We start from the raw sequence: 25,768 nt of genomic DNA on the forward strand, positions 1-25,768 counted from the left end.
ATGTAAGTTTTTGGCAACGTCCGCCACCCTTGACGGCACACAAAAGCAATGCTCTGAACGTGTCACCGACGGCGGTTGTGTTTATGGGGGCGAAGGAAGTTGTAGTAGGCAACCCAAAGGGTTACGTTGCAGTTACAACACAGGCCGCAGCAAGTGTATCCCATGGCACTATTGTTTCATCTTTTGAAACAGACCAAGTAACATTTGTACGAGAATCAATTTGTCCTCATGCAGCCGGATATCCCGGCATTTCTGCTCCGTTGGTGTGGTGTAGGTAATATACTTGTGGCGTGATTCCCATTTCACCAGATACCCCTGTCTCTCCAATGCGAGATAAAACTCTGGCTGGGGATATTTCATTGACTGATTTTGAGCAATGGCTAAAAGGGTAACGCGTCTTATGGTTTAAATCACTTTACCAATTTATACAATATTAGGGAGCGATACCTCCCAATGAGGAATATCAAAGAAACAACATTTATTAATTAATATCAGAATTGTAACTGCCAAATTCATAATACCTTTCATGTTATCACATATTTTATTTTAAAGAAGGTGAGCCACCGTATTACATATTTTGGTGACTCACTTCTTTATTAATCTTCATTAGTTAATTGAGGCTTAGCTAGTTCCTTTCATTGGAAAGATTCATTTTTTTGCCCAATGCCAAATCACATATCGCTGTATATAATGCATTGAGCACTGAAATAAATAGATACACACCAAAGCCATAACCCAAACCTAAATAAAAAATTACATCTGACCTCACAATCATGTAGTAACCAAGCATAAAAAAAGAAAAAATCATATACAACAAAGAACAAACTTGACAAATAACTACATTCATAGGTATTCTTCCACGATTACATTGGACAAAGAATAACCAACTAATTTTTCTTGGAATTTGGACATATTTAAAATTTTTATAATCAGACATCCGCTTTCCACTAAAATAATCATAAACTGGAATCAGCACAAGAAAAACGTAAAATTGTAAAAAATTCAAACCCCTTTTGAAAATTTAGTTATATAAATATGTAACATTCTGTCTTGATACTACCTGATTTGTGAACCCTTTCATTTGTTCTATTACCACGCCTGCCACTGACGATCGGGTAATTGCTTTCAAGGTCTCAGTTACTGCTTTTTCAGCTATATCCGAGTCAATATAACGAATAACATCATGTCTTAACAAATAACTACCTTGCGTCACATATGAAACACTATATTTATTGGCACCGTTATACGCTCCTTTTCCACCAATTTGTCCTACTATAGCTCCAACAAATATCGAAGTTCCCAATTCAAATTTATCAATATTACCAGTATATACTTTTTGTGTTATCGCATTTGATACACCCGAGATAGCTGCATTGCCAATTCTTTGTCCGACAAGGCCAACACCTGATGCGGCTAATCCACCTGATACAGCTCCCGTCGCAGCTTGGATCCCAACTCTCCCCCACTCAACCTTTGCTAACGATTTACTCTTCCAAAGCTGCATTCCTAATTCTATACTTGCACTAATTACAGCACCTGCCAATGCACCGATAGCTATAGCAGCCAACAATGCCACTTCACCGTCTTTATCGCTATATCGAGTCGGATTATTTATACAGTACATATATAAGTTAGTGCTTTGATTAATTGCTTCAATATCTGGCATTATAACACTGTTGGTAAACCGCGACAAACCTTTTATATCTGTTATATATTTGTCGTTTTGTCTCTCTTGATCTCCATAAATCATATTTCCAGAATGCCAATGAGAATCCTCTGTAAGAAAACGACCTGCTGCTGGCCGATAGTATCTCGCCCGCAGGTAATACGTATTACTGCTCAAATCCAAACACTCCCCGCAATACCGAAACGGATTCTCATCTTTCTTATCTGGATTTTTCTCAATTCCAAAAGCATCATATTCATACGAGGCTTTACAAGTTCCGCTTTGGCTCCACAGCCCGGTTACATCCCCATGTTCATTCAATATATAATAGTATGCCAGATCATTAATTTCTGTGGCAATTAAATTGACTCCCCTTAAATAGGTTTTAATCTTGCTGCCGTCAGTCTGTTCTCCTACAATATTGCTTCCATCCCAGCAATACAAATTTGTTTTTCCCCGACTTTCGCTCAGTTTCCTTACCTCTGTACTATGGCGCAGTCCATCTCCCCGGTACTGATATGTAATCTCTTTGTCATCCTGATTTATTTTACTCAGTTGATTGAATCCATCATAGTGTCTCCACTCATAAACCGTTGGATTCTCCTTCTGATAGGTCCCCGATAATTTGACATTTCCCGGATAGTCCGGTGTTGGGGATGTTTTCTCCCAAATCCGGAAAGTTTCATTCCCATTATCATCATAACGGTACCGATACGTTTCCGTTATTTTCCCCTGCTTCTTTGTCTCTTTTTCCAGTCGGTTGTTTAAACCATATTCATAGCTGGTAACACTGATGAGTTCGTTCTTTGTTCTGCCCTCTACCATCATTTTCATACGGTTGGAATAAGCGTCATAGGTATAAATAGTTCGCTTCCAGCCGAAATAATCTTCTTCTGTCAGACGCCCAAGCCGATCATAGCAATAGGATATTGTATCTGGAGCAGAACCTGCTTTGTTAATCTTACTTAGAATGTTTCCATCCACATCATAGTCATATTCCCATGCAGAAATCACAGTTCCCTGCCTTTTATTCTCTAAGGCTATTACTTTGTTGCCGTCATTATATTTATACAGAGTTTCCATACCAGACTGTGGATAGAAAAGAGTTTTACGGTTGCCTTTTTCATCATATTCATACTCTGCAAGTATCACCCCTGCAGCACTGTTTTTTCTTATCTGCTTTAAACGGTATAAATCATCATACTTATAATACAGACTGACATCCGGATTTGCATTTCCTTCGCGGGTCAGTTGAAAGGACTGACGGTTTCCATATATATCATAGGTATAATCCTTCTTTGTATTTGCTGGATCTTCCTGATGAGTCAGCTGGCCTTTATTGTTGTAACGGTATTTCATCTCCAGAAGGACGTTTACTTTTCCTCCCATGGATTCCCGGCTGACTACTCTAATCTGCTTACCGTTCTTACTATAGGTATACTCCCGCTCGCTAATCACCAGTCCTTCCGGAGTTGTCTTTTGAACGGTTTCTTTTATCAAACGTTCCAGAGCATCATGCTGGTAAACGGTCTGGTCCTTGTTCCTGTCCGTTTTTTTCTGCAGTCTTCCGACTTTATCATATTCATAGTATTCCGTACAGCCGCGGGCATCCGTTATTGCCGTAACGTTTCCAAAGCGGTCATAGGCGTATTTTGTAACCTCCCGCCCTTCGCCGGACGGAGTGTCCCCGGTCCTTCTTAGAATGACCTGATTCATTGCATCATACCTGAAAGTGGTCTTAATCCAGCTGCCCGGATTTAGGTACTGGTAAGTATCAGTCACTCGGTTCCTCGCGTCATAAACATACTGGATTTCCTGCCAGCCATCATTTTGTGCCTTCTTTTCACCAATTACATTTCCGGTACCATCATAGTAATATTTTACAATCTGGCTGCGGTGGTCAAATGGCTTGGTGATTTGAATCAGACGCCCTGCATTATCGTATTGAAATTCAGTTCTCTTTCCGGTTTCATCCCAAAGAAAACGTTTATTACCTAATGCATCATATTGAATCCTGGTGATTCTCTCCTGGCCAGAGACTGTCCGAATGGATTTTACTACCCTTCCTGCATAATCATGCTCCCATCGTTCCGCGTGGTTTCTGGCATCAACTTTGCAAATATTGTTTCCTGCATTATCATACTCGTAGGTAAATACCTTCTCTCCGGCTAAAATCTCCTTCCGAACCTGACCTTTTTGATCTTTATAAGATTCCGTCACAATACTTGGAGCGGATGCGTCTCCTATAACATTTTTCAGTTCCCGATAGTACTTTCTGCCATCCGCCGGATCGGTAAATACCTCATTGTATTCATACTTCTCCTCATAGCCCACTTGCTGAATCGAACGGGATAACACCCGGCCAAAGGAATCATAGGTATAACGCTCTGTCTTTCTCACATGGTCCGCTGCTGTGCCGTTCCCATTATATGTAACTGCTTCTGTCAATTCGCCCCATGAATTATACCGAAAATCTTGCAGCACGACATCACCGGAGGCCGGTTCATTGGATACGGCCAGACAGACCTGTCGAATCTGTCCAAACGGTGTGTAATAAATTCGTCTTTTGTGGTGGTTCGCATCAGTTTCCGTAATATAGTTCAGGCTATCGTTATAATAGGTTTCATTTGCTGCCTGCTGGCCGTCTGCCGGAGGCAACGTCTGTGCTTCAATTCGCCCCACCCCGTCATAGCGGGTGGTAGTAACCTGATTCCTGGAATCCTTTTTGGAGATGAGCCGCCCCCAATCGTCATATTGATATTCTTCCTTTATTGGTTCGCAGGGCTGGCCGTCTGCATCTATCATGCCGGTTTGTTCTTTTATGATAAAGTTATGTGTGTATCTGCTGACTTTACTGGAAGAAGAACTATAATGATAAATTGTTTCAGCATAATTACCTGACTGTTCCAGACCCCCGCTGTCTGCCAGGAAATACCTTCTTTCGTTGGTCACACAATAGGGATTTTTCGGATCTTTATAATCATATCCTGTTTTTTCCTTTAAGACTCCATTTTGATATACTCGATGATATTTTATGACCTTATTTCCCAACTCTGTACAAGGCTCATAGGTTTCTTTAATCTGGTCAGAGCCCTTGTTTCTTTCTGTCTCAAGAATGATGCTGTAGTCTCCATAGCTTGTTTTCACTTCCTGATTACAGGAAGGATCCTCTGGATACTCTTCAATAAGCTGAATAACGTTTGCTTTTCTATCTGTAGAATATTTCCAAAACGTTTTCTTTTCTAAAAATTTTGATTCATCGTTCCTGTCAAAACTCTGGTCAACGGCTGACACAATTAATTTATTGCTGTATTTATAAACACTTTTTGATATAAGAGCGTTCTGATGTCGAACCTCTTTTTTTAATAGTTGCCCTTTTCGGTCAAACTCATGGGTTTCCACAATATCCTGATGATTTTTCACTTCTGCATATTCGATATACTCCCCACTGCTATACTCGTAGGTGGCTCTGGAATCAAGCCTGTACCTGTATTCAACCAGGTTGTATTCGTTTCCGTCTGCAATATCCTTTTTAAGCGTCAATGCAAAATGAGTAACCTTTCCACCTGCATCATTTTTAATATTAATTTTCTTGCCGTATGTAAACTGGGTGGAGGCATGATTGGGATATGTAACACTTTTTAGTAGCAGATAACTGCGTGCCATATTACCAGTAGAATATCCGACTGCTTTTTTAGAAGCATAAGTCATAATTCCCTTATAATCTTCCGGATTATAGTAATTATACTGGGTTATGCGGCCTGCGGGGTCTGTAACTGCGGTGAGCTTAAGGGGATTTGCCTGATCGATATGGTAGGAAAATTCACATGCCTTTCCTGCCGTGCTTTCAGGTAATCTCCAGACAAGCCCATAATCCGTCTTCTCCAAGTTGATTTTACGCCCCCAGGTATCCACAATCACCATACCACCGTGGTCCTTTAAATCATAACATATTACATTTCCATACTTATCCTGTCTGGCAACCAGTGTAAACTGTTGCGGTATCATCTTATCCCGTTTGCCAATATTTCCATATGAATCTTTAAAATAGTCTTTGTTTCCATTCTTGTATTCAATTATGATATCATAACCTTTTTTAACATCAACCGCATAAGGGTGCACAATTGTTCCTGATCTGGTAGCAATGGTAACATCTTTAAGGCTATAATTTTCAAATCGGTCTGAGGATCGGCTTATATTTAAACTTCTACCGTCTTCCAGATGCAAAATATAATCATAACCGGGAGTTCCCATTAGAATTGATTGCTTAGGATCAATTGATATGTTTATGTAAGTACAATTAAGATATGGTACAGTCTCAATGGACGGCAGCACAAAGGACCAGCCATATCCCAACCCATAAGTGGCAGTATTAAAACTATTATTTTTTGAACCTGTTTTTAGCTTATTATTTTTCACATATGGAGCCATATCCACTAAATTGGCACAGCCTGAATCATAGCGCCTGGCAATGGTAACATCAAAACCATTTCTGCCAGGCAGTACAAAATCTGTTACGTCATATTGAAGACTTCCCGTACTTAACTGAACATTTACTTGATTGGTGTCAAAGTAGGTAAATGGGGATTCCGGATACTGTTTTATATCAGAAAACTCTTCCTCATCAACAGGCACTTCTGCTCTGTTAAACAGTGCTTTCGGTCTATTTACTTCATTTTCTTCTCCACTTGATATATACTCCGCCGTCTTTATATCAGGAGATTCCCCTTCCTTTATATCTATGTTATTTTCATTATTCTTTTTATTGTCCATCGAATCCCTTCTTCATTCTAATATAATAATACTGCTGCACTTCCGGTCCCCTTGGCAATAAATTCTACCAATGCAATGCAGCCACTAAAACATTCCTTCTTACTTAACTGTCTGGTCGATTGGAACCATAGGTTTCCTGGAATACTGGAATATACTCTTATATATTCTTCCGGATAATTTCCTGGTTTTGTTATGCTTCTTAGGCTGCCCGTTGAGAGGCTGGTTAATTCCAGTAAGTACGGATCATACCGAAGATTCATGCGGATCATGTCCAGACCGATGACCTCCTGTGCCTTTAAAAGAACTACATAACGTTTACCGTTCTTTACCGGATATTCCATTGCGCTGCTGCGGTAAAATACAGGAATAACCGGCAACTGTAATGTCTCTAAATAATCAGACTCATTTCCTTTAGAACCACATGCTTTGATCCGGTACATTGCGTTGGACGCCCCAATTGGTATGTTATCTGTCATTCCTTGATGCTCTTCTATATTTTTCTGTGTATCCAATTCATGAAAAGTCAGTTCTTTTATTTCCCATTCATTAAATGTCAGCCATCTGGAATCAACACTTTCCCATGAGATGCCAGGCAATGTCACCTTTTCCCCTTGAGCCCATGAATGTTCGGTTCTATCCAGACTGCTCCAGTCTTGATTAAGCTCGTCCAGTTCCAGCCAGGTACGTCCCTGCTCAATGCCAAGCTGTTTAACACCAGGACCGTTATATATTTCAAAACTGATTTCCCGTCTCTCTAATGCTTCCCAGGTATATGACTGTTTCTCAAACTGTAACCAGCTTAACTGTTCATAATCCAGGCGCTCCCAGTGCTGACCTTTTCCTGTTCTCGTTTCAATTTGATGCCAGTTTAATCTTGCCTGTTCTTGGCTGCTCCATGATTCATTGGTACTATCAAAATTATCCCAGGTATATCCTGATAGGGCTTGTAAAAAAGATTCATTGAATACTCGTTCTACAATATAATTTTTATCTGCTTCCACTGCTTCCCAGTTGATTTGTGCTTGTTCTCCTTCGTGGAGCGTGGGAATATGTAAACATTCCGGTCGGTTCATAAATAACAGGTTTTTCCTTTCATTTTTCTATTGGTAATATTCTTTTTGTCTCCGTTCTTTGTGGTTATTTTTGAATTTTGTTTTTTAATGATAAAACTGTTGATTGAAAAAGCTACTTATTGCTTTATACTCCCCCTTTGCTATTGAGTTGAAAGAAGGAGTATCAGCAGTTTCACTTGTATTAAGTAAATAGCAATTTAGGTGGTAACTCTTTTACCATTTAAATAAATTCCATCCGGTCTAAATTCGTATATAGCTAAAGTTGTTCCACCAAAATCTCCATAAATCCGGAAAATATTGTTGTAACAATCCAACACAGTAGTATCACCAGTATTTCCACCCAAACCTCTAAAAACAATTTCGCTCCCTTCAGTGCTAGAAGGAGAAGCTTCTTGTGAATTCAATACAAGAGCGCCATAATTGTCAAAGAGTCCGCGTGTTGATTTTATTGTTTTTAAATTGCTATTTAACTCAGAAATCTTTTCATTAACAATATCATTATAATTGTTATTTAACTCAGATATCTTCTCATCAATAATTACGTTATCATTAACAAAATCCTGTCTTACCGGTTTATCCGATGCTTCCCATATATTTAATCCTAATGATGTTTTATTTGTACTTGACATATTATTTCTCCTCATTCGTTTTTTCTTGATTTTAACTATAAAACTATTAAATCTTTTAACTATACATATTGTCACGAAAAGTTCTTTACTCTCCGCAAACTCGAACATATGTTCTTTTGTCGACAATTAGATTATAATACCCTTCATTCTTATTGTCAATATTTTTTCGAACATATGTTCTTTTTATGGGATGATTAAGGTTATATATTTTTTAATAAATTATTCCTCCCCATTAATCCTGCTCAAGTAAGTAAATCCAACTAATTTTTATTATGTATTTATATAAATTAGATCGGTACTAGTCAATATAAGTAGTTCCTGCAAAGCAGAATTTTCTTGGCCGACAGTTCGACCGACTCCTTGACAGACATTTTTTCTGATCTTAAATTTTGCTATTATAATATATTAGAAATATTATTATTGAAAAATACCGCTTTAATAAATGACATCATTTTAACATAATAAAGCTCTGCATAAACTGTATAATCAGTTCTTCGGCACTACTGCTGCTACAATGGAAACATATTTTGAAACCGGGAGGAAATGGATAGAAAAAAAGACAAGCATGAGTAGAAAAGAAATTAAAGAAAACCGCTTTATGTGGAATTCTTTATTGAAAAATTTAAATAATTCATTTTCAAAAGTGAGCTTTTTTCCTTATGCAAGAAGTATGACTAAAAGAGATATTCATGACCAGCCTCTTAATTTGTACTAAATTGAACGTTCCGCAGATATAGTTAGTAAAAATACAGACAAGATTGGGACATTCCGTCTTTACAGGTAATCATAACCGCTCCACGGGTAAAGCGGATATGATTACCATGAACCGTACGAAAATATTTTATGGAAGGATTTTCAACAATTTTATTTCGGTTCCTACCCTTTCTTATGGATTTTTCCGCAACAGCATTTGCTTCATTTTTATCCGGAAAATAGATGGACACCATATCATTGGGTAGATCATAGAAATCTAAATTTAAAAATCCTACTTTAACATTCACAATAAGAATTTCTAAAATACATATTTGTGCAGTTTTTCCGCATACTAGCAGTACGAGGTGAAGATATGAAATTACTGAATTATTACGAAATTATTTTTCTATGTCTATTAATAATACTGGCTCTCTATTATGTTTTTAAGCATGAATATAAAATAATAAAATCCATTGCATTGATGTTTGTGTTTTCCCTTTTACCCGCGTTCGCAAGGACATTCTTCCGAATTAAAATAGATATGTTCAGCATTCTTCTCTATTTTGTCATCCTGTTTATGGCAATATATCTGGGCAGCTCGCTTAAATTTTATGATAAATACAAATGGTGGGACCGATCCATTCATTTTCTTTCAGGTGCCGGGTTTGTAGGCTTTGGAATTGCGATTATCAGTTTAAACCCCGGAATTTCCAAGTGGGCAGTAATCTTTTTCGGTGCCACATTTTCAATCACACTTCATGTGATTTGGGAAGTACTTGAATATATAAGCGACTGTCTGACTCATGGAAATGCCCAGCGGTGGCAGAAAATAAATGCAAACAACAATCATTTATCAGAAAATGCACTTCAGCCCTCCGGGCTTGTGGACACCATGAATGATTTCATCTGCTGCATTGTAGGTGTCATCCCTGCAGTCCTCCTATGGTCGATTGCTTTATGATCCTTGCAGCATTACTTCAGAAACTTTCTTTAATCTTTGCCACTTTAATTTTATTAAAGCAATTCTGTCTTCCTCTGTAATCAAACGTAATACGATACACGAATGTCCAACTGAAAGCAGTACTGCAAATATGTTTTTCCCTACATTGCCTGCTCCGATTACGCAACCCGCTTTCATTGGCGGGTTTTTGTGAACTGCCTTACCCAAATAGTCAAATGCCGGTGAAAATTCTTATTAAGCCATTGGATTTTTACATCTGCACATCTTTATCCAAATAAAAACACGTATCCTCGCTCTCATTCATCCCAACGTCCAAAATAGCCAGTACCTCTTTCCCCCTTCTCCACAGCGTTCCTGTAAAACCTGAATTCAATCCACTTTATCCAGAAATCTCACACCTGGCAACAATGTTATTTAAAAAACCAGAATCCCGTCCAGCCCTTCCCCGAAAAATGTGCCATCATAGCTCTCTTACAAATAAAAATCATGGAAGCATTGAAACGAAACATCAACCATGTTAAAATATACTTAACCCGCTCATATATTAACCATTTCATATATCAGTCAGAAAGGCGACACGATGTGCAATAATTATATCCGGGTGACCGGAGCCAGGGAACGGAACTTAAAAAATATAGATATCAATATCCCCAAAAAGAAGATCACAGTGTTTACGGGAGTATCCGGTTCCGGCAAATCGTCTTTGGTATTTGATACCATCGCAGCAGAATCCCAAAGACAGTTAAATGAGACCTACACCAGCTTTATCCGCCACCGCCTTCCCCATTATGGAAAACCCGATGTGGATTCCATGGAAGGTCTTTCTGTGGCCTTTATTATCAATCAGAAACGCTTGGGAGGCAATGCCCGTTCAACCGTAGGAACCATAACAGATACTTATTCCTTACTCCGCCTTTTATTTTCCAGGATCGGCAAACCGTTTGCAGGATATTCCGATGCTTTTTCATTTAATAATCCGGCGGGAATGTGCGGCGGCTGCCAGGGTCTTGGGACAATAGAAGCGGTGGATCTTGAACGCCTGTTAAATAAAGATCTATCTTTAAATGAAGGTGCCATACGTTTCCCGACGTTTGAACCAGGCGGATGGCGGCATACACGTTATATTCACTCCGGACTGTTTGATAACGATAAAAAGATCCGGGATTTTACTTCCCAGGAAATGGATTTGCTGCTATACGCCGACAACATGAAGCTGAAGAACCCGGACCCCCAATGGCACAAGACCTCACTGTACGAGGGACTCATCCCCCGGATTAAACGGAGCTTTCTAAAAAAGGAAGAAGGCGAAAAGGTGAAATACAGCAAAGAGATCGAGGGCTTTGTTACCAAACAAACCTGCCCCTGCTGCCATGGGCAACGGCTCAATGAAAAGGTGCTTTCCTGCAAGATCAACGGGAAAAATATTTCCCAATGTGCGGATATGCAGGTAAGCCAGCTGCTGGATTTTATCGGGTCCATCACTGTTCCTGCGGCCGCGCCCATTGTTTGCGAACTGACAAGCCGGCTGCAGCATATGGTGTCCATTGGGCTGGATTATTTAAGTCTGAGCCGAGAAACCTCCACGCTTTCCGGAGGTGAATCCCAGCGGATCAAAATGGTCTGCCAGCTGGGAAGCAGCTTAACAGACTTAACTTACATTTTTGATGAACCAAGCATCGGACTTCACCCTCACGACATCAGCAAAATCAACGGACTTATGAGACTTTTACGCGACAAGGGCAATACCGTGTTGATTGTGGAGCATGACCCGGATATGATCCAAATTGCAGACCATGTGGTCGACATGGGACCGGGGGCCGGAATCCATGGCGGTGAAATCGTCTATCAGGGAGATTATGAGGGTCTGAAAGCATCCGGTACTCTGACAGGAACCTATCTGTCACACCGTCCTTCGTTGAAAGAAACTCCCCGTACCCCAAAGGGATGGCTCTCGCTATCCAATGCCACACTCCACAACTTAAAGAATGTGTCCGTAGATATCCCAAAAGGAGTCATGACCGTGATAACCGGAGTCGCCGGATCTGGAAAAAGCACTCTGATCAATCAGATTCTACCTGAGTTTTACCCTGAAACGGTATTGATTGACCAAAAAGGAATACCAGCTTCCAAGCGATCCAACCTTGTCACCTTTACAGGAATTTTTGATATAATCAGAAAGCTGTTTGCAAAAACCAATGGGGTCAGTGCATCGCTGTTCAGTTTTAATTCCAAAGGCGCCTGTCCGGTCTGCAAAGGCTTAGGCGTTACCTATACGGACCTGGCATTTATGGATACCATAGTAACCGTATGCGAGGAATGCCACGGAAAGCGTTACACAGAAGAAGTGCTTCATTACCGGTTAAGGGGAAAAACCATTGGCGATGTCCTCCAAATGACGGTATCAGAGGCTTTGGGATTTTTTCACGAAATGGAGATCGTAACCGTACTGAAGCGGCTGTCTGACGTGGGAATCACCTATATCACACTGGGTCAGCCATTAAACACCTTATCCGGCGGAGAACTGCAGCGCATCAAGCTGGCATCTGAACTGGAAAACCAGAGTCAGATTTACGTGCTTGATGAACCCTCCACCGGCCTTCATATGGCCGATATCAGCCAGTTAATCCACATGATGAACCGCCTTGTAGATCGAAATTCCACTCTGATCGTCATTGAGCATAATCTGGACATTATGTGTCAGGCGGACTGGATCATTGACCTGGGTCCATATGCCGGGCAAAATGGCGGAGAAATTCTGTTTTCGGGACTGCCAAAAGATATTATTTCTTGCGAAAATTCCCTGACAGGGACTTATTTAAAGAACTATATTAAGAAAATTTAGGAGAATGTGAAATGGCTTCAAATAAATTAGAAGAAACTTATGTTCCTTTTCAATGCATGATCGTTTCCAATACCAACCGGTTCAACGTGGAGGGCGTTTCAACCGCTCAGTATTATATTCTGGATACCCTATTTAAACAGGGGCCAAAGACCGCCAAGGAACTGGCGGAAATGAAAGGCATTTCCCAGTCCGGCATTTCCAAGCTGACCAAACGTTTGCTGGAAAAAAATTATATCACGCAGGAACGGCAGACCAAAGACCGCCGGTCCTATAACATTGTGCTTACCGGGGAGGGAATTGCCTTTTTAAGACGGGTGGAACGTCTGGGAAATGAAATTATGGATTTGATTGAACAAGCACTGACTCCACAAGAAGTAGAAACATTCTCAGCCATGTGCCGGAAAATTACGGATTTGTATGCGGAAAACCAACACGCTACTTTTCCATAAACACCACGATCGTCCTTGCCGGAACCAGATATCGTCTGCCCTCCGCCTTTGGTTCCGCCCCGCTTTCATACCTTCCGCCGGTATCCTTCGCGTCCGTATGAAACACCACATGCCATGACTTTCCCTCTTTCCGGTTGGGCAGATCAAATTCATGGGGCTCCCAGTGCATGTTATAGACCACATAGAAGCTTTTATCCTTCGTGCCATCCGGTTTCACTGCATATTCCCCGCAGAAAAGGACCCCTAACTGCCTTCTGAAATTGTCAAACTCCGGGCACCAGGCTCTTACGCCGTGGTAGGACATATCCGGCAGTCCGCAGGCTAAATAATCCATCAGTCTCGGCTCTTTTGGCATATGAAATACCGGATGGGCTTTCCGGAAGGCAATCAGGGCTTTTACAAAATCAAAAAGATCCTGGTTTTTCTTTCTTAAATTCCAGTTCAGCCAGGACACCTCATTGTCCTGGCAATAAGCATTGTTATTGCCTGACTGGGAATTACCAAATTCATCTCCCGCCAGAATAAGAGGAGTGCCCTGACTCAAAAAAAGAAGAAGAAATGCATTGCGAAGCTGTTTTTTTCTCAACTCCAAAACCGTTTTTCTTTTCGTCGGCCCTTCGGCTCCGCAGTTCCAGGAATAGTTGTAAGGATTGCCGTCCCGGTTATTTTCCCCGTTTCCTTCATTATGCCTGGTGTCGTAGGAAACCATATCCATCATGGTAAAGCCGTTGGTAGTTGCCATATAGTTGATGATGCCATGTTCCGCCGGGTTTCTCCTGATACGGAATGCCAATTTCTTCATCTGGTCCTCGTCTCCCTTTAGCACCCGGCGCATATCCACCAAAAAACCGTCGTTGCATTCTCCCAGGTGCTTTCTCCCTTCTCCTGGTCTCTCCCCCCACGAGCCGGCAATCAGCTTGATCCGGCTCAGATACGGATCGTCTCTCAGGATGTCCAAAGGCGGAAAGCCGGCTAAGTGGATTCCATCCACATGAAATTCATTTGCCCAGAAACGAACCACATCAAGCACAAAGGAAGCCGGCTCTTTCCCTGTAAAATAGAGTTCGGTGATCAATTCTATTCCCTCTTTATGAAGGGCTTTCACAAGGTTTTTAAATTCTATCCCAGGATCAGACTCCCCAGATGCAAAGGAAGCCTTAGGCGAAAAGTAAAATCCCGGCCCATATCCCCAATAATTTAATTTTCCAGTGGGTTTATCCACACCAAATGGATTTCCAGGCACATATTCCGGCATTATGACCTCCTGGAATTCATTGACCGGCAGCAACTCCACCGCCGTGATTCCCAGTTCCTTCAGATACGGGATTTTTTCCATAATTCCCCGGAACGTGCCCTTGTCTTTCACCCCGGAAGAACTGTGTCTGGTAAAGCCACGGCAGTGCATCCGGTAAATGATGGTATCCTCATAAGGGATTTGAGGCAATTGGTCTTGCTCCCAGTCAAAGGGCGAGACCTCTAAGGGAGAGAGCTGGAGACGCTGGGCCTGGTCCAAATCTCCCCATACCTCCCGGTTTGTAAACCTCTTTCCATAAGGATCGGGAAACCGTTTTCCATCAATCTCAAAGCAGTAAAAAAGGCCGGAAAAGTCCCCTGATACCGTCATGGAAAAGACATTTCCCCGTCTCCACTTTTGGGGGAAGGATAGTGTCTGAAATGGTTCCTCCTCCCCCTCTTTAAAGAACAAAACACGGCAGTCTTCTCCTTCTGCGGCTACGCTGAAATGAATTCCGTTAAGTACCATGGTCTGTCCCATGGGAAATATTTCCTTCTCCGCTCTCAATCTGTACTGTTCCATACCTGGTTACTCCTCTGCCTCTTTTGTGTTGTCACTGGTTCCGAATCTGTTCTGCCAGTTCATTTAAGTACATCCAGCGCTCCATCTTCTCCTCCAGAAGCTGTTCCTTCTCTGATTTTTCCTTCATCAGAGCATTTAACCGGCTGTAATCACTGGCCGCCTCCGCCATCTGTCCGTCTAAGCCCTCCAGCGCTTCTTCCAGACCTGCGATCTCATCTTCAATGGTTTCCCATTCCTTCTGCTCTTTATAGGAAAATTTAAGCTTCCGTTCCAGTTTAGGCCGTTCCTTCGCCTTCTTCTCCCCGCTGTCTGCTTTCTTCTGCCTGGATTCGCTCTGACCAGGTAATCCATCCGGGTATTTTTCCTGAAATGCCGCCTGGTAATCCGTGAACCCGCCTTCATACTGGGTCACCTTTCCCTGGCCTTCAAACGCAAAGATCCGTCTTACCACACGGTCTAAGAAATACCGGTCATGGGATACGGTAACAACGATTCCCTGGAAGCTGTCTAAATAATCCTCTAAAATGGTCAACGTCTGAATATCCAGGTCATTGGTCGGCTCATCTAAGAGAAGCACATTGGGTGCCTCCATCAGTATCCGGAGAAGATAAAGCCTTCTTTTCTCTCCGCCGGACAGTTTATCAATTGTGGTATACTGGACACTGGGCGGAAATAAGAACCGTTCCAGCATTTGGGAGGCACTGACGCTGCCATCCTTTGTCTTTACATACTCTGCCACATTTCGGATGTAATCAATGACCTTCAAGCTGCCATCCATATCTTCGCTTTCCTGTGAAAAATACCCCATTTTCACCGTCTGGCCTATGGTGACGGTTCCCGAATCCGGCTCCTGCCATCCGGTGATGATCTTCATCAGCGTGGATTTTCCGCTTCCGTTTGGCCCGATGATTCCGATGCGGTCATTTTTCAGGAAGATATAGGTAAAATCCTTCATTAATACCTTATCACCATAGGCCTTGCATATATCCTGAAGCTCCACCGTGGTACGGCCCAGCCGGCTTGCGATGGAATCCAGCTCCACAGTCTGGTCAAGCTCGATCCCCTTTTGGTCTCTGAGCGTCTCATACCGCTCAATATGGGCCTTCTGCTTGGTGGAACGGGCTCTGGCTCCCCGCTGCATCCATTCTAACTCCACCCTTAAAATGGATTGGCGTTTTCGCTCCGAGGCAGCCGCCATATCCATTCGTTCTGCCTTCAGCTTTAAATAGCCCGCATAATTTTCCTGGTAGCTGTAAAGCTTTCCCTTATCCAGTTCCACGATCCGGTTGGTCACGCTGTCTAAGAAATACCGGTCATGGGTAACCATGAGAAGGGCGCCTTTAAACCGGCGCAGATAGTCCTCCAGCCATTCCGCCATACTGCTGTCCAAATGGTTGGTAGGCTCGTCAAGAACCAATAGGTCTACCGTGGAAAGCAGGACGCTGACCAAAGCCACCCGCTTTCTCTGGCCTCCCGATAAAGTCTCCACCTTGGAGTCAAAGTCCGTAAAGCCAAGCCTTGTCAGCATGGTCTTCGCCTGGCTCTCCAAGTCCCACACATGTTCGTGTCCTTCATTTTCCCGGACAATGCTCTGTAAAATGGTATCCCCCTCATGAAACTTGGGATTCTGGGATAAAAACCGGATATCCAGGTTCCTGCCCTTAACCACATTTCCCTCATCCGGCACCTCCAGACCTGCAACAATCCGCAAAAGCGTGGATTTTCCCGTACCGTTGATGCCGATCAGTCCGATCTTTTCTCCTTCATTAATGCTGAAGCTGGTATCGTCAAACAGCAGCCGTTCCGTATATGATTTTGTCAAATGTTCAATCGTCAGTAAATTCATTCCTTATCCTTCTCTCCTGTCTTTCCCATTACCGGATCACAAGCTCCACCGGGCAATGATCCGAGCCCAGAACCTCCGTATGGATGGCTGCGCTCTCCAGCCTGTCCTTTAAGCGTTCCGAAACGCAGAAATAGTCAATGCGCCAACCGGCATTTTTCTGTCTGGCACTGAAGCGGTAAGACCACCAGGAATACACCCCTTCGGTATCCGGGTAGAAATAGCGGTAGGTATCCACAAATCCGGCTTCCAAAAGACCGGAAAATTTCGCTCTTTCTTCATCGGTAAAACCGGCATTCTTACGGTTGGTTTTCGGGTTTTTCAAGTCGATCTCCTTATGGGCAACATTGAAATCCCCGCAAAGAATTACCGGCTTTTTCTCTTCCAGCTTTTTTACATAAGCCAGAAATGCATCCTCCCAGGTCATGCGGTAGGGAAGACGGGCCAGCTCATTCTGTGAATTAGGAGTGTAACAGGTAACCACATAATACTCGTCAAATTCGGCGGCAATCACACGTCCCTCTTTGTCATGCTCCTCTGCTCCAATCCCGTAAGCCACCGACAAGGGTTCCTCTTTGGTAAATATGGCAGTTCCCGAATATCCCTTTTTTTCGGCATAATTCCAGTACTGGTGATAGCCGGGAGTGGGCAGATCAATCTGTCCTTCCTGCAGCTTGCTTTCCTGTATACAAAATACATCTGCATCCACTTCTTTAAAATAATCCAAAAATCCCTTTTCCACACAGGCACGAAGGCCGTTTACATTCCAGGAAATCATTTTTTTCATTGTTTTCACCTCGGTCTAAAGATAGGTCTAGTATACCATTCCCCCATGAATTAGAAAAGGGGGCTTGCGCACGAAACATGCGACAGCCCCCAAATCAATGGATTTTTCCGTATTCTTACTTCTGTTTGTCCTGCCATTTTTTCCGTTCCACAAAACGGCCCATGAAAAAGGCCATGACTCCCACGCCGATTCCGGTCTGAAGACAGAAAAGAAGGCTTTCCACTTCGCCGGGAAGCTCCCCGCCGATCACGGTCTCAAAAACGGGAGTGAACCAGGGTTCATACTCCGCGCCCCGGATCTCAGAGATCATCTGGCTTCCTGCATCATCGGACCCGCCGAACTCTGCCCCTTTAACGGCAAATAACGGAATGACCGCGATCAAACATACCAAAATCAAAAGTGCGGCTACGATCTGTTTGTTTTTCTTTGTCATTTTACCGAACCTCCTTTGAAAATCCGATGGCTTTTAATTCGGGAAGTGCATAGGTCTCAAGCGTCATGATGATAACGGTAGTAAGGATTCCCTCGATGACTGCCAGAGGAAGCTGGGTAGGCGCAAAAACACCTAAGAACTTCACGGCAGAAGCAGCCACACCGCCCACCTCTGACGGGTAAGCAAGTGCCAGCTGAATGCTGGTCACGCAGTATGTAAATAGATCTCCCAGCATGGCGGCCAGAAATACACTGACAAGTTTGTTGACCTTACAAGCCCTGCATAATTTATAAATTCCAAAAGATACAAAAGGCCCTGCAATCGCCATGGAAAAGGTATTGGCCCCAAGCGTGGTCAGTCCTCCGTGAGCCAGTAAAATCGCCTGAAAGATCAGAACAATGATCCCCAGAATGCTCACAGCCGACGGACCGAACAAAATGGCCCCCAGCCCCGTTCCGGTCATATGGGAACAGCTTCCTGTGACAGACGGGATTTTTAAAGAGGAAATGACGAATACAAACGCTCCTGACATGGCAAGTATGGTCATTGCTCTTTTGTTTTCCCTAAGGGTTTTCCTGATGGAGAAAAATCCTGCTGCCAGAAACGGTACACACACCGCTCCCCAGGCGATGCAGTATCCCAAAGGCAGATACCCCTCCATAATGTGCATGGCATAGGCACTTGGCATGATCCCAAAGGCCAGTGCAAATGCGACTGCAAGTCTCATAATACTTTTTTCTTTCTTACTCATTGTTATTCTCCTTCCAAAAAAATAAGCCCCTCTCATCCGATGATTCCCACTCATCAGACAGGCGCTTGTTTAAGAAATCTTTGCACAACAAAAAGACTTCCGGCACCGGTCATCACTCGTAACCTGTGCGTAGCGAAATGAAAGGCAGGTCTTCTGACTCATGGATCTTCACAGCAGTTTCTCTTCCCAGTTTCCCAGTGATCTATGAAACTGTGCTCCACACTTACAGCGGCGGGACCGTAAGGGATTCTCACCCTTTTCCCTATTATCCTGCGGAGAATGTACACAGGCACCTTTCACGTAATACTCTCCTATTTTAGACGTTTCACACCATTCTGTCAATTTCTTTGTAAATTTCTGGAATTTCGCTTAAAAGGACCTCCAGCTCCTTTGTATTTCTCGGAAAACGATCCCCCTTTTTTAAAACACCATGCCCCACCAGACTTTCATAAACCTCCATCAGCACAGGCTTTTTTAGATTTGCCTGCTCCAACACCTCCTTTGATTCAAATACGTCCTTAACCGGACCATCGGCGATGATCCGCCCATCGGCAAAGACCAGCACCCGGTCCGCCCATTCATACGCGAAATCCACATCATGGGTGGAAATCAAAAGAGTTTTCCCCATTGCCCTCATCTTATCAAGAACATCCTTTAACATTTCCACATTTACCGGGTCCAAAGACGCCGTAGGCTCATCAAATAGAATGATCTCAGACTCCATGGCAAGGATATCTGCGATGCTGACCCGTTTTTTCTCCCCTCCGCTTAAATAATGGGGGGGCCTGTCCTGAAACCCGCTTAAATTCATATCTTCCATGGCAGCTACCACCCGCCGCCGCACTTCCTCCTTTGGAAGCTTTAAATTCATAGGGCCAAAGGAAATCTCTGCAAATACCGTGGAAGCAATGATCTGATTGTCTGCATCCTGAAAGACGATTCCCACATTTTTTCTAAGTTCATTTAAGTCCTTTTTTTTAATCTCCTTCCCCCGATAAATAATTCTTCCGGTGCTGGGCTGATATACGCCGTTCAGATTGAAAAAGCAGGTTGATTTTCCCGCTCCGTTAGAACCTAAAACTGCGATTTTTTCTCCCTTTTTTACCGTCAAACTGATTCCCTTTAATACCTCTTTGCCCTGCTCATAGGAATAGCTTAAATTTTCGGCCTGTAAAAGGATTTCCTCCATGTTTCCTCACCTCTCCTTCTCTTTGCTATCTTTAAATGGACAGCAGGTATCCCAGGAAAAGAATTAGAAAATAACTGACTGCCGCCCAGATCTGCCACCCTTTCAGCCTCTTTTCCTCTTCCAGAAACATAAGCTCCCCATCGTAGCAGCGGGCCGTCAGCGCATCATAATAGACCCCCGCTTTCTTTAAGGAAACCACAAATAAATTCCCGGCCAAACTGCCAAAGGAACGGCAGGCGGTTCTAAACCCCAAAAATCCCAGTCTGGATTCGGCTGCCAGCCTCATGCGGTACTGGGTGTCCATCATCACGAAAATGAACCGGTAAATCATATTCATAAGCTCCAAAATGATCTTAGGTACATGAAGCCTGCCAAATATGCAGATGATCTCACTTGCGGGAGTGGAAAGCACCAGCATATACATGGCACTTAAAGCCGCCATCGCCTTTAAAATCAGCCGGACCGCCATCCGCAGCCCATCCTCTGTCAGATACAGATAATATCCAAACACCGATACAGAAACGTTCCCATAGGGTACGGGGGACAAGCCCACTGCAATGGCCGCAGTTCCCATCAGGAGAAAGGCTAACGGAATCCGAAGAAGAGCCAAATAACTTCTCCATGAAACTCTTCCCACAAATACCGTCAGAAAAGACATGGGCAGAAACACCAGCATGGACACCCATACCTTATCCGCCCCAATGCAAAAAAACAAGGCTGCCACAGCCACAATTGCCTTAAATTGGGAGTTCCAGCCCTTCATCCCGGAAACATAAGCATAATAATCAATGGTATGTATCGTTTTCACCTCCTTTTAAAGGCGATTATACGTCATATGAGAAAAATATTCAATCACGCTTTAAAATAACCTGCATATTATCATGGGTCACAAAAAAATCCCCCAAATGAGTGTTATAATAATCATTCATTCAGGGGATTAACTTCTTATGTGATTTACCTTCAAGCCGGTAAATTACATGGATTAATTGTTCTCTTCTGCCTGTTCCTCTGTCAGAGTAAATACCTGTCTCTTACGAGCCATCTCATCACTTGCCAGATATTCGTCATAGGTAGTGATCTTATCAATCAGCTGGCCGTTTACGATCTCCATAATACGGTTTGCTGTGGTCTCAACGATCTGATGGTCACGGGAGGAGAAAATAAGAACTCCCTGGAACTTCACAAGACCATTATTCAGTGCGGTAATCGACTCCATGTCCAAATGGTCCGTCGGCTCATCAAGCATCAGAACATTGGCACCGGAAATCATCAGCTTGGAAAGCATACAGCGCACCTTTTCTCCACCGGATAACACCTTCACTTTCTTAACACCGTCTTCACCGGCAAAAAGCATACGTCCAAGGAAGCCTCGTACATAGGTGGCATCCTTTTCCGGGGAATACTGGGTCAGCCAGTCAACGATGGTATCATCGTTGTCAAATTCAGCCGTATTATCCTTTGGGAAATAACACTGGGAAGTGGTAAGCCCCCACTTGTAATCGCCTTCATCCGGCTCCATCTCTCCTGCAAGAATCTTAAAGAGAACTGTCTTTGCAAGTTCGTTAGGCCCTACCAAAGCCACCTTATCTTCACGGTTTAAGGTGAAAGAGATGTTATCAAGGATCTTCACACCGTCAATGGTCTTTGATAAGTTATTGACGGTCAGCACTTCGTTTCCAATCTCACGGGCGGGACGGAAATCAATGTATGGGTATTTACGGCTGGAAGGCTTGATGTCATCCAGCTCGATCTTTTCTAAGGCACGCTTTCTGGAAGTCGCCTGCTTTGACTTGGAAGCATTGGCGGAGAAACGCTGGATAAAGTCCTGCAGTTCCTTCATCTTCTCTTCCTTCTTCCGGTTTGCTTCCTTCATCTGCTTTACCATAAGCTGACTGGATTCATACCAGAAATCATAGTTTCCGGCATAAAGCTGGATCTTGCTGTAATCAATGTCCGCAATGTGGGTGCAGACTTTATTTAAGAAATAGCGGTCATGGGAAACCACGATCACCGTATTTTCAAAGTTTATCAGGAACTCCTCCAACCATGCAATCGCATCTAAATCCAGGTGGTTGGTCGGCTCGTCCAACAAAAGAATATCCGGATTGCCAAACAGGGCTTGTGCAAGAAGCACCTTTACCTTTTCCGCACCGTTTAATTCTCTCATGGTTTTATAGTGCAGATCGGTTTCTATCCCAAGACCATTTAAAAGGTTTGCTGCATCGGATTCCGCCTCCCAGCCGTTCATCGTAGCGAATTCGCCTTCCAGCTCTGCTGCCTTGATGCCGTCCTCGTCGGTAAAGTCTTCCTTCATATAGATGGCATCCTTTTCCTTCATGATCTCATAAAGTCTGGTATTTCCCATGATAACGGTGTCCAGTACCTGGAAGTCATCGTATTTGAAATGATCCTGCTTTAAGAAGGAAAGTCTCTGTCCTGGTGTAATGACGATGTCACCGGCTGTAGGCTCCAGTTCACCGGAAAGAATCTTAAGGAATGTGGATTTTCCAGCACCGTTGGCACCGATCATACCATAGCAGTTTCCCTCAGTAAACTTAATGTTTACATCTTCAAACAAAGCTTTCTTCCCGATTCTTAATGTTACGTTATGTGCACTAATCATCTTAAATTTCCTTTCTGTGATCTGCTTATGAAAAAACCATAAAAAAAGGGTCTATAGACCCTTCCGCTGTCATCTCTCTTATTTTACATGAAAATCCCGAATTTGCAAGCCTTTTATCAAAAAAGCCTTGGTTATCCGGGATTTCCTGGGGTATTACTTTCTCTTATTTGGCAGCTTCTACCTTCAGAGGAAAATTAGAAGCGCTTCCTGCATCATATTTGACCGTCACATAAGTAACCTTCACGTTTGCTCCGCTTCCGTTGCTGTCATCTGCGGCCTTTCCAAGTACATCGGAATCCAGACCTTCTGCATTGTCTTTCATAAAGCCCATCTCCGTTCCGGATTCGGTCTTGATGGTAAAGGTGCTCATGGCCTGGTCTGTCACGATTCCTGTGACTTCCTGCACTTTCATGCTCTCCTGGGCATCTAACACAAGTAAGATCTTCGCATTCTTGGCATCATCACCGGAGATTTCCCCTTTATAAACCACGGAAACCTCTACTCCATCTTCAAGCGCATAGGAAGTCTCTACTGCCACACGGTCTAAATCAAGGGTAGTCTCTGCTTTCCCATTCAATACGGTGATCTGATCCATGTTGTCGGTAACATTTACCACCTTGCCGGTCAGGATTTTAAATTCCTCTGTTTCGCCGGGAGCTTCTGTGCTTACCTCAGCCGAGGTTCCTGAACTCTGAACCGGAGCCGATGTCCCGGTTGTTTCTTTATTAACAGCTGATCTTCCACAGGCCGTAAAGACAAGGGCCGAACAGATAAGCAATGCTGCCATCCATGTTTTTTTCATAAACTTCCCTTCTTTCTTTTATGCTTCAACGATGATTGCGATTTCAGTATACCATCCGATTGTGAAAAATCTTTTTCTTTTTTCTTAAATTTTCCAATTTCTACAAGATTTCATTATACCTGCCCAAAAAACTCTGTGTGCGGACATTGATGGAAGAGAACACTTCCTCCGGTGTCCCTTCCTCCACGATGACTCCGTCTGCCATAAAGATGACCCGGTCGGAGATATCTCTGGCAAAGGCCATCTCATGGGTGACGATGACCATGGTGATCTGAAGCTCTGCCAGGGATTTAATGACCTTTAAGACCTCTCCTGTCAGTTCCGGGTCCAAAGCGGAGGTAGGCTCATCAAAGAATAAGATCTTGGGATGTAAAGCCAAAGCCCTGGCAATCGCCACACGCTGGCACTGACCGCCGGAAAGCTGGCAGGGATATGCCTCTGCCTTGTCTTCCAGTCCCATTTTCTGAAGCAGCTTTATGGCTTCTGCCTTGACTTCCTCCTTGTTTCGCTTCTGCACATGAACCGGAGCATCAATCACATTGTTCATCACCGTCATATGAGGGAATAAATGAAAGTTCTGGAATACCAGCCCGTAATATTTCTGAATCCGGCGCAGCACGTCTTTGGCTGCGTAGACGGAATTTCCCTCTGTTCCGGAATATGCTGCTTTTTCGCCCAGATAAATGAGCTCCCCCTGGTCCATCTGCTCCAGCATGGCAGCACATCGTAAGAGGGTGGATTTCCCGGAACCGGAGGGACCGATGATGGAGACAATCTCCCCCTCTTTTACGGACAGGGAAATATCCTTTAAAACCTCCTGGCCGTTAAATGATTTTTTCACGTGGTTCATTTCCAGTAAATACATCTCGGTCCTCCTACTCATAATAATTCATCCGTTTTTCTAAGGATTCCATCCCGACTGCAACGATCAAGTTAAAGACATAGTAAAAAAGTCCTGCTGCCACAAAGGGAATCAGGCTCGTCTGGGAAGAAGCCAGCGCTTTTGCCACGGCAAACATCTCCAGGACGCTGATGGTAAATGCTAAAGAGGTATCCTTTACCAGCGTGATCACCTCATTGGTGACAGAAGGAAGAATCCGTTTGACCACCTGAGGAAATATAATGCGGAAAAAAGTCTGGGACTTTGTATAGCCAAGCAGCCTGGCGGCCTCATACTGGCCCGCAGGCATGGACTGGATGCCGCTTCTGTAAATCTCCGCAAAATACGCCGCATAGTTGATGACAAATCCGATAAACGCAGCATAAAGGCGGTAATCATTCCCCACCTTTATACCGAATAAGTTATATGGACCGAAATAAACCACCATCAGCTGAAGCATCAGGGGCGTTCCTCTCATGACTGAAATATAGAATTTAACAATGGCCTTTATGACCGGGTTCCTTGACATCCTTCCAAAGGAAACCAATAGTCCCAGGGGAAGCGAAAAGATCAGGGTCACCACAAAGATCTGAATGCTGACCCACATCCCCCCTGCCAGTTGTGATAGTATCTGTATGAAAGTCATGATTACTCCTCCAATTACGTTCTTTTATTTTGCAACAGTGGTAACATCCTTGCCAAACCACTGTTCTGAAATCTTCTTTAAGGTGCCATCGGCTGCCATGGCTTCTAACTGCTCCTGAACCTGATCTCTTAACTTCTCATTTCCCTTTTTAAAGCCTACTCCGTACTCTTCGGCAGATAAGGATTCTTCCAGGATCACAAAATCAGCTTTTCTCTGTTCAATCTGGTAGGCGGCTACGATTACATCCATGGCAACGGCATCCACTGCGCCCATTTCCAGATCCATAAATGCGGTGTTGTAATCCGGAGTGGTCTGTAAGGTCTTAAACGTATTCAATAAGGTCTCATCTTCCTTTAAGGCTTTTTCTGCGGAAGAATCGGCCTGGACTTCAACGATCTTTCCGGACAGGTCCCCAAGGGTCTGAATTCCGGAGTCCTTAGCTACCACAAATACCTGGCTGTTTTTCATATAGGGTTTTGTCCAGGTGTAGCCGTCTTCCCGCCCGTTCATGGTAAATCCGTTCCAGATGCAGTCGATATTTCCTGATTCCAGCTCCATATCCTTGGCATCCCAGCCGATTGGCTGTGCCACAAACTTCTTCCCCAGGCGGTTTGCCACTTCCTTTGCCAGATCCAGGTCAAAGCCGGTGTATTCTCCATTGTCCCCTACAAATCCCATAGGCGGGAAATCCTGATCAAAGCCTACCGTAAAGGTTTCTTCCCCATCGCCTGCCTTTGCTGCACCGGACTCTTCGGAGCCTGACTCTTTGGTTTCCCCGGCCTGGTCTGCCGGTGCTGTCTCCTGCTTTGAAGAGCAGCCGCTCAGTAACGCCAGTACACTCAGTGCTGCTGCCATTTTTATCATTATTTTTTTCATCCTTGTATCCTCCTCGTTAATTTCATGTGTTACCAT

Annotated in this window: 19 protein-coding genes and 1 riboswitch; of the genes, 3 read left to right on the forward strand and 16 right to left on the reverse strand. The window is 43.6% G+C overall.

All coding sequences use genetic code 11. From position 1 onward, the window contains the following. Window positions 1-168: 168 nt before the first annotated feature. From VIG27_RS17115 to VIG27_RS17130, 4 genes are all read right to left on the reverse strand, one after another. Complete coding sequence (locus tag VIG27_RS17115; RefSeq protein ID WP_394523890.1) at window positions 169-306, reverse strand: hypothetical protein; 138 nt, start codon at window positions 304-306, stop codon at window positions 169-171. Between the two features lie 715 nt (window positions 307-1,021). Next, window positions 1,022-6,439 carry an RHS repeat-associated core domain-containing protein gene (locus tag VIG27_RS17120; RefSeq protein ID WP_394523892.1) on the reverse strand — a complete coding sequence of 1,806 codons (5,418 nt, stop codon included), beginning with the start codon at window positions 6,437-6,439 and terminating at the stop codon, window positions 1,022-1,024. Between the two features lie 17 nt (window positions 6,440-6,456). Beyond that, on the reverse strand, window positions 6,457-7,512 hold the full coding sequence (locus tag VIG27_RS17125; RefSeq protein ID WP_394523893.1) for a hypothetical protein: 1,056 nt from the start codon (window positions 7,510-7,512) through the stop codon (window positions 6,457-6,459). A 197-nt stretch (window positions 7,513-7,709) separates the two neighbouring features. Further along, entirely contained in the window at window positions 7,710-8,141 is a 432-nt protein-coding gene (locus tag VIG27_RS17130; RefSeq protein ID WP_394523894.1) for a hypothetical protein, read from the reverse strand. A gap of 1,066 nt (window positions 8,142-9,207) precedes the next feature. Here VIG27_RS17130 and VIG27_RS17135 point away from each other — a divergent pair. From VIG27_RS17135 to VIG27_RS17145, 3 genes are all read left to right on the forward strand, one after another. Continuing rightward, entirely contained in the window at window positions 9,208-9,795 is a 588-nt protein-coding gene (locus VIG27_RS17135) for a hypothetical protein (RefSeq protein WP_394523897.1), read from the forward strand. Between the two features lie 580 nt (window positions 9,796-10,375). After that, window positions 10,376-12,637 (forward strand): ATP-binding cassette domain-containing protein, encoded by a 2,262-nt coding sequence (locus VIG27_RS17140; RefSeq protein WP_394523900.1) that lies wholly within the window; start codon window positions 10,376-10,378, stop codon window positions 12,635-12,637. 11 nt (window positions 12,638-12,648) lie between these two features. Then, the gene (locus VIG27_RS17145) at window positions 12,649-13,086 is read left to right on the forward strand and encodes a MarR family winged helix-turn-helix transcriptional regulator (protein WP_394523903.1); all 438 of its coding nucleotides are present in this window, start codon (window positions 12,649-12,651) and stop codon (window positions 13,084-13,086) included. Here the strand turns inward: VIG27_RS17145 and VIG27_RS17150 are convergent. The 12 genes from VIG27_RS17150 to VIG27_RS17205 all read right to left on the reverse strand — a co-directional run bounded on the left by VIG27_RS17150 (window position 13,073) and on the right by VIG27_RS17205 (window position 25,732). Beyond that, complete coding sequence (locus tag VIG27_RS17150; protein WP_394523904.1) at window positions 13,073-14,902, reverse strand: alpha-amylase family glycosyl hydrolase; 1,830 nt, start codon at window positions 14,900-14,902, stop codon at window positions 13,073-13,075. The two genes, VIG27_RS17145 and VIG27_RS17150, sit on opposite strands and share 14 nt — an antisense overlap. A gap of 31 nt (window positions 14,903-14,933) precedes the next feature. Beyond that, a complete protein-coding gene (locus VIG27_RS17155; protein ID WP_394523905.1) occupies window positions 14,934-16,748 on the reverse strand; it encodes an ABC-F family ATP-binding cassette domain-containing protein in 1,815 nt (604 codons plus the stop codon). Between the two features lie 28 nt (window positions 16,749-16,776). Next, complete coding sequence (locus tag VIG27_RS17160) at window positions 16,777-17,532, reverse strand: exodeoxyribonuclease III (protein ID WP_394523907.1); 756 nt, start codon at window positions 17,530-17,532, stop codon at window positions 16,777-16,779. A gap of 115 nt (window positions 17,533-17,647) precedes the next feature. Then, complete coding sequence (locus tag VIG27_RS17165) at window positions 17,648-17,965, reverse strand: energy-coupling factor ABC transporter substrate-binding protein (protein WP_394523909.1); 318 nt, start codon at window positions 17,963-17,965, stop codon at window positions 17,648-17,650. A gap of 1 nt (window position 17,966) precedes the next feature. Then, a complete protein-coding gene (locus VIG27_RS17170) occupies window positions 17,967-18,716 on the reverse strand; it encodes an energy-coupling factor ABC transporter permease (protein ID WP_394523912.1) in 750 nt (249 codons plus the stop codon). Window positions 18,717-18,841: 125 nt separating this feature from the next. Further along, a riboswitch (cobalamin riboswitch) is annotated at window positions 18,842-19,028 on the reverse strand. 13 nt (window positions 19,029-19,041) lie between these two features. Beyond that, window positions 19,042-19,905, reverse strand: coding sequence for an energy-coupling factor ABC transporter ATP-binding protein (locus VIG27_RS17175; protein ID WP_394523913.1), 864 nt, complete (start codon window positions 19,903-19,905; stop codon window positions 19,042-19,044). Between the two features lie 31 nt (window positions 19,906-19,936). Continuing rightward, window positions 19,937-20,713 carry a cobalt ECF transporter T component CbiQ gene (gene cbiQ / locus VIG27_RS17180; RefSeq protein WP_394523916.1) on the reverse strand — a complete coding sequence of 259 codons (777 nt, stop codon included), beginning with the start codon at window positions 20,711-20,713 and terminating at the stop codon, window positions 19,937-19,939. Window positions 20,714-20,887: 174 nt separating this feature from the next. Further along, a complete protein-coding gene (locus VIG27_RS17185; protein ID WP_394523917.1) occupies window positions 20,888-22,528 on the reverse strand; it encodes an ABC-F family ATP-binding cassette domain-containing protein in 1,641 nt (546 codons plus the stop codon). A 163-nt stretch (window positions 22,529-22,691) separates the two neighbouring features. Further along, window positions 22,692-23,330 (reverse strand): hypothetical protein, encoded by a 639-nt coding sequence (locus VIG27_RS17190; protein ID WP_394523918.1) that lies wholly within the window; start codon window positions 23,328-23,330, stop codon window positions 22,692-22,694. Window positions 23,331-23,430: 100 nt separating this feature from the next. Next, window positions 23,431-24,195 (reverse strand): amino acid ABC transporter ATP-binding protein, encoded by a 765-nt coding sequence (locus VIG27_RS17195; RefSeq protein WP_394523920.1) that lies wholly within the window; start codon window positions 24,193-24,195, stop codon window positions 23,431-23,433. A 10-nt stretch (window positions 24,196-24,205) separates the two neighbouring features. Further along, on the reverse strand, window positions 24,206-24,856 hold the full coding sequence (locus tag VIG27_RS17200; RefSeq protein ID WP_394523922.1) for an amino acid ABC transporter permease: 651 nt from the start codon (window positions 24,854-24,856) through the stop codon (window positions 24,206-24,208). Between the two features lie 24 nt (window positions 24,857-24,880). Beyond that, window positions 24,881-25,732 carry an amino acid ABC transporter substrate-binding protein gene (locus tag VIG27_RS17205; protein ID WP_394523924.1) on the reverse strand — a complete coding sequence of 284 codons (852 nt, stop codon included), beginning with the start codon at window positions 25,730-25,732 and terminating at the stop codon, window positions 24,881-24,883. Window positions 25,733-25,768: the final 36 nt, after the last annotated feature.

The organism is Lacrimispora sinapis, from assembly GCF_043633585.1.
GTDB classification, from domain to species: domain Bacteria; phylum Bacillota; class Clostridia; order Lachnospirales; family Lachnospiraceae; genus Lacrimispora; species Lacrimispora sinapis.

What these genes read in the sequence shown, in the direction of transcription:
- VIG27_RS17195 (WP_394523920.1), bottom strand. Translation starts at nt 24,195, where the DNA reads ATGTATTTACTGGAAATGAACCACGTGAAAAAATCATTTAACGGCCAG.
- VIG27_RS17205 (WP_394523924.1), bottom strand. Translation starts at nt 25,732, where the DNA reads ATGAAAAAAATAATGATAAAAATGGCAGCAGCACTGAGTGTACTGGCG.
- VIG27_RS17120 (WP_394523892.1), bottom strand. Translation starts at nt 6,439, where the DNA reads ATGGACAATAAAAAGAATAATGAAAATAACATAGATATAAAGGAAGGG.
- VIG27_RS17200 (WP_394523922.1), bottom strand. Translation starts at nt 24,856, where the DNA reads ATGACTTTCATACAGATACTATCACAACTGGCAGGGGGGATGTGGGTC.
- VIG27_RS17170 (WP_394523912.1), bottom strand. Translation starts at nt 18,716, where the DNA reads ATGAGTAAGAAAGAAAAAAGTATTATGAGACTTGCAGTCGCATTTGCA.
- VIG27_RS17140 (WP_394523900.1), top strand. Translation starts at nt 10,376, where the DNA reads ATGTGCAATAATTATATCCGGGTGACCGGAGCCAGGGAACGGAACTTA.
- VIG27_RS17135 (WP_394523897.1), top strand. Translation starts at nt 9,208, where the DNA reads ATGAAATTACTGAATTATTACGAAATTATTTTTCTATGTCTATTAATA.
- VIG27_RS17185 (WP_394523917.1), bottom strand. Translation starts at nt 22,528, where the DNA reads ATGATTAGTGCACATAACGTAACATTAAGAATCGGGAAGAAAGCTTTG.
- VIG27_RS17130 (WP_394523894.1), bottom strand. Translation starts at nt 8,141, where the DNA reads ATGTCAAGTACAAATAAAACATCATTAGGATTAAATATATGGGAAGCA.
- VIG27_RS17125 (WP_394523893.1), bottom strand. Translation starts at nt 7,512, where the DNA reads ATGAACCGACCGGAATGTTTACATATTCCCACGCTCCACGAAGGAGAA.
- VIG27_RS17150 (WP_394523904.1), bottom strand. Translation starts at nt 14,902, where the DNA reads ATGGAACAGTACAGATTGAGAGCGGAGAAGGAAATATTTCCCATGGGA.
- VIG27_RS17165 (WP_394523909.1), bottom strand. Translation starts at nt 17,965, where the DNA reads ATGACAAAGAAAAACAAACAGATCGTAGCCGCACTTTTGATTTTGGTA.
- VIG27_RS17155 (WP_394523905.1), bottom strand. Translation starts at nt 16,748, where the DNA reads ATGAATTTACTGACGATTGAACATTTGACAAAATCATATACGGAACGG.
- VIG27_RS17160 (WP_394523907.1), bottom strand. Translation starts at nt 17,532, where the DNA reads ATGAAAAAAATGATTTCCTGGAATGTAAACGGCCTTCGTGCCTGTGTG.
- VIG27_RS17175 (WP_394523913.1), bottom strand. Translation starts at nt 19,905, where the DNA reads ATGGAGGAAATCCTTTTACAGGCCGAAAATTTAAGCTATTCCTATGAG.
- VIG27_RS17145 (WP_394523903.1), top strand. Translation starts at nt 12,649, where the DNA reads ATGGCTTCAAATAAATTAGAAGAAACTTATGTTCCTTTTCAATGCATG.
- VIG27_RS17190 (WP_394523918.1), bottom strand. Translation starts at nt 23,330, where the DNA reads ATGAAAAAAACATGGATGGCAGCATTGCTTATCTGTTCGGCCCTTGTC.